Annotated in this window: 4 protein-coding genes; all 4 read left to right on the plus strand. The window is 70.4% G+C overall.

Annotated features, from left to right (window positions below; translation table 11 throughout):
* The first annotated feature begins 64 nt into the window (after positions 1-64).
* Entirely contained in the window at positions 65-1,084 is a 1,020-nt protein-coding gene (locus AC3ET4_RS30435) for a helix-turn-helix transcriptional regulator (RefSeq protein ID WP_431955143.1), read from the plus strand.
* Positions 1,085-1,637: 553 nt separating this feature from the next.
* The gene (gene kdpF, locus AC3ET4_RS30440) at positions 1,638-1,727 is read left to right on the plus strand and encodes a K(+)-transporting ATPase subunit F (RefSeq protein WP_361812010.1); all 90 of its coding nucleotides are present in this window, start codon (positions 1,638-1,640) and stop codon (positions 1,725-1,727) included.
* On the plus strand, positions 1,727-3,391 hold the full coding sequence (kdpA, locus tag AC3ET4_RS30445) for a potassium-transporting ATPase subunit KdpA (protein WP_431955145.1): 1,665 nt from the start codon (positions 1,727-1,729) through the stop codon (positions 3,389-3,391). The genes kdpF and kdpA overlap by 1 nt, the downstream gene beginning before the upstream one ends.
* Positions 3,391-4,022, plus strand: a 632-nt coding sequence (locus AC3ET4_RS30450) for a P-type ATPase actuator domain-containing protein (RefSeq protein ID WP_488175982.1), incomplete at its 3' end; no start/stop codon positions are given. The genes kdpA and AC3ET4_RS30450, both read left to right, overlap by 1 nt.

Here is a 4,022-nt window from a genome sequence, read left to right on the forward strand (position 1 = left end):
CCGGCCGTTCCGCGAGGCGTACGATCATGAGCCGATGCGTGGACGTACAGGGGTGGCAAGCTGCATGGATGTCTCATCGGGAGGTCCCTGGGAGGGGCTGGGGCTGGACGCCCTGGGCGCCCGGGTGCTGGAGTACCTGGTGGGCCATCCCTCGGCCGACGCCGGCGCGGTGGCTGAGGTGGTCGGGACGTCGGTCTGCGAGGCCGAGCGGGTGCTGCGGGCCCTCGAGGACGAACTCCTCGTCATCCGCATCCCCGGCGGGTCCCCGCGCTGGAAGGCCGGACCGCCGCGCTCCTCACTGGGTTCGCTGCTCGCCCGCAGGCGCAGCGAACTGGCGCGTACGGAGCTGTTCGTGGAGCAACTCGACGAGCTCTACCGCTCCGCCGCGCACCCCGGCGCACCCGACCTGGTGGAGGTGCTGGAGCAGGGCGAGGAGGTCACCGCCCGGTACGCGTACCTGCTCAAGGGCAGCAGGAGCGAGGTGCTGCACCTGTCCAAGCCGCCCTATGTGACGGAGACCGCGGACGACTCGGGGCACCGGGACCCCGACCGCACCGCCGTCGCCCCGGGGGTGCGGCTGCGTTCGGTGTACGAGGCCGACGGCCTCACCGACGAGGTGTCCCTGGAGACCGTGATGCGCGGCATAGCGGTCGGCGGTGAACTGCGCCTGGGCACACGGGTCCCCGTCAAGCTGGCCGTCTTCGACCGGACGGCCGCTCTCCTCCCGCTTCACCTCGACCGGCCCTCGGCGGGTTCCCTGGTGGTGCACTCCTCGGCCCTGATCGAGGTGTGCGTGGCCCTTTTCGAGGGCGTCTGGGCATGCGCGACTCCGGTCTCCCTGGAGAGCCGCCAGGACTGGCCCGTCCCACGGGGCGAGCGCGAAGCGGTCGCGACGGACGAACGCACCCGGGCGATCCTCCACCTCATGGCCACGGGGATGAAGGACGACGCCATCGCCCGGGTACTGGGAGTGAGCCGCCGGACGGTCCAGAAGCACGTCAGCGACGCGGGCGCCGCCCTCGGCGCCCGGACGCGGTTCCAGATCGCGCTCCTCGCGCGCGACCGCGGCTGGCTGGACGGCTGAACCGGCCGCCCACGGCCGCGTCGGCGTGACCGGGTCCGCGTGACCGATCCACCAACGGCCGGCCCCGGCGTCGGCCCATGACCGGGCCTGGAGCCCCGCAGTCCCGCACTCGGCGGTCCGGCGCAAGCACGTCCACGTCCCACACCACCTGCCGGCCCACCGGGGCGCCAGGCGCACCGCAGGGCTACCGGGAGCATTCGACCAGGTCACAGAGCTGCATCGCCGGGTCGTACCACTGCCGGAGCGCCGTGACCCGCGCCAGTGTGGCGCTCGCGCCGCCGGTCACCCCACCTCTTCGCAGGTGCGGCGTCAAGGAGCCGTCAAGCCGTCTCCGGGCCGCGTCAGGGACCCGCTAACGAAGCCTGTCCGGGGCACTGCGGGGCGCTTCGCTACGTACACCGGTTCTTCACCGGCGCCGCGGGCCCGACCGGGTGCGCGGCATTCTTCCCCACACGACTACCGGGGTGCTCCGCATGCCAGATGTGGCCTTCATCGTCCTCACCGTCGCCGTCTTCGCCGTGCTCGGCCTCGTGGCCAAGGGGGCGGAGCGGCTGTGAGCGTCGAAAACGTCGTCGGACTCGTCGTCGCCGTGGCCCTGGTCGGTTACCTGGTGCTGGCGCTGATCTACCCGGAGAAGTTCTAGTGAACGACACCCTCGCGGGCTGGCTTCAGATCCTCGCGCTCGTCGGCGCGCTGGCCCTGACCTACCGGCCGCTGGGCGACTACATCGCCCACACCCTGACCTCCGTCAAACACCTGCGCGCCGAACGCCTCGTGTACCGGCTCGGCGGGGTCGACGGCGACGCGGACCAGAAGTGGTCCGTCTACCTGCGGAGCGTGCTGGCCTTCTCGGCCGTCTCCGTCCTCTTCCTCTACGCCTTCATGCGGCTGCAGAACCACCTGCTGCTGTCCATAGGCATGCCTTCCGTGACGCCCGGCGTGTCCTTCAACACGGCCGCGTCCTTCGTCACCAACACCAACTGGCAGTCCTACTCCGGTGAGTCCACGATGGGCCACCTGGTGCAGATGGCCGGTCTCGCGGTGCAGAACTTCGTGTCCGCGGCCGTAGGCATCGCCGTCGTCGCGGCCCTCATCCGGGGCTTCACCCGCAAGAAGACCGACCGCGTCGGCAACTTCTGGGTGGACCTCACGCGCATCGTCGTGCGCGTCCTGCTCCCGCTGGCGTTCGTCTTCGCCATCGTGCTCGTCGCGGGCGGCGCCGTGCAGAACTTCCACGGCGTGGACTCCATCTCGACCCTCATCGGCGACCACCAGAGCCTGACCGGCGGCCCGGTCGCCTCGCAGGAGGCCATCAAGGAGCTGGGCACCAACGGCGGCGGCTTCTACAACGCCAACTCCGCCCACCCGTTCGAGAACCCCAACGCCTTCACGAACCTGCTGGAGATCTACCTCCTGCTGGTGATCGCCACCTCCCTGCCGCGCACCTTCGGCCGCATGGTCGGCGATCACCGCCAGGGCTACGCGATCCTCGCCGTGATGGGCGTCATCTGGGCCGCCTCGGTCGCGATCGTCACCGTCAACGAGCTGCACAGCGTGAGCAGCCAGGCCGGCCACGTGGCCGGCGGCATGATGGAAGGCAAGGAGCAGCGCTTCGGGGTGTGGGGCTCGGCTCTGTTCGCGGTGTCGACCACCCTCACCTCCACCGGCGCGGTCAACTCGTTCCACGACTCGTACTCGCCCATCGGCGGCGGGATGACGATCTTCAACATGATGCTCGGCGAGATCGCCCCCGGTGGTACGGGATCGGGTCTCTACGGCATCCTCATCCTGGCGGTCATCGCGGTCTTCGTGGCCGGTCTGATGGTCGGCCGCACCCCGGAGTACCTGGGCAAGAAGCTCGGCGGCCGGGAGATGAAGTTCGCCTCCCTCTACATCCTCACCACCCCGGCGATCGTCCTGGTCGGCGCGGGCCTGGCCATGGCGCTGCCCGGTGAGCGGGCCGGGATGCTCAACACCGGTGCCCACGGCTTCTCCGAGGTGCTGTACGCCTTCACCTCGGCCGCCAACAACAACGGCTCGGCTTTCGCGGGCCTGACCGTGAACACCGACTGGTACAACACGGTGCTCGGCCTGGCCATGCTGTTCGGCCGCTTCCTGCCGATCGTCTTCGTCCTGGCGCTGGCCGGCTCCCTGGCCCGGCAGCAGCCGGTGCCCGTCACGGCGGGCACGCTGCCCACCCACCGGCCGCAGTTCGTCGGCCTGCTGACGGCCGTGATCCTGATCGTCGTCGGCCTCACCTACTTCCCGGCCCTGGCGCTGGGTCCGCTCGCGGAAGGTCTGTCCTGATGTCCCTGACCACCCTCGAACCCCCCGCGTCACCGGGCGGCGCCCCGACCGGGCCGCAGCAGCCGCACCGTGTCTCCGGCGGCATGCTGGACCCGAAGCAACTGCTCACCTCGCTCCCGGACGCGCTCAAGAAGCTCGACCCCCGGGTGATGGTCAAGAACCCCGTGATGTTCGTGGTCGAGGTCGGCGCCGTCCTGACCACGCTCTCGGCGATCAAGGATCCGAGCATCTTCGCCTGGGTCATCACAGTGTGGCTCTGGCTGACCGTCGTCTTCGCCAACCTGTCCGAGGCCGTGGCCGAGGGCCGCGGCAAGGCACAGGCCGAGACCCTGCGCCGGACGAAGACCGACACCGTCGCCCGCCGACTCACCGACTGGAGGCCCGGGCAGAGCTCGCTCCGCGAGGAGGAGGTCCCCGCCTCCGGCCTCAGGCTCGGCGACCACGTGGTCGTCGAGGCAGGGCAGATCATCCCCGGCGACGGCGATGTCGTCGAGGGCGTCGCGTCGGTCGACGAGTCGGCGATCACGGGTGAGTCGGCCCCGGTCATCCGGGAGTCCGGCGGTGACCGGTCGGCGGTGACGGGCGGCACCAAGGTGCTGTCGGACCGGATCGTCGTACGCATCACCTCCAA

The organism is Actinacidiphila sp. bgisy167, assembly GCF_057707665.1.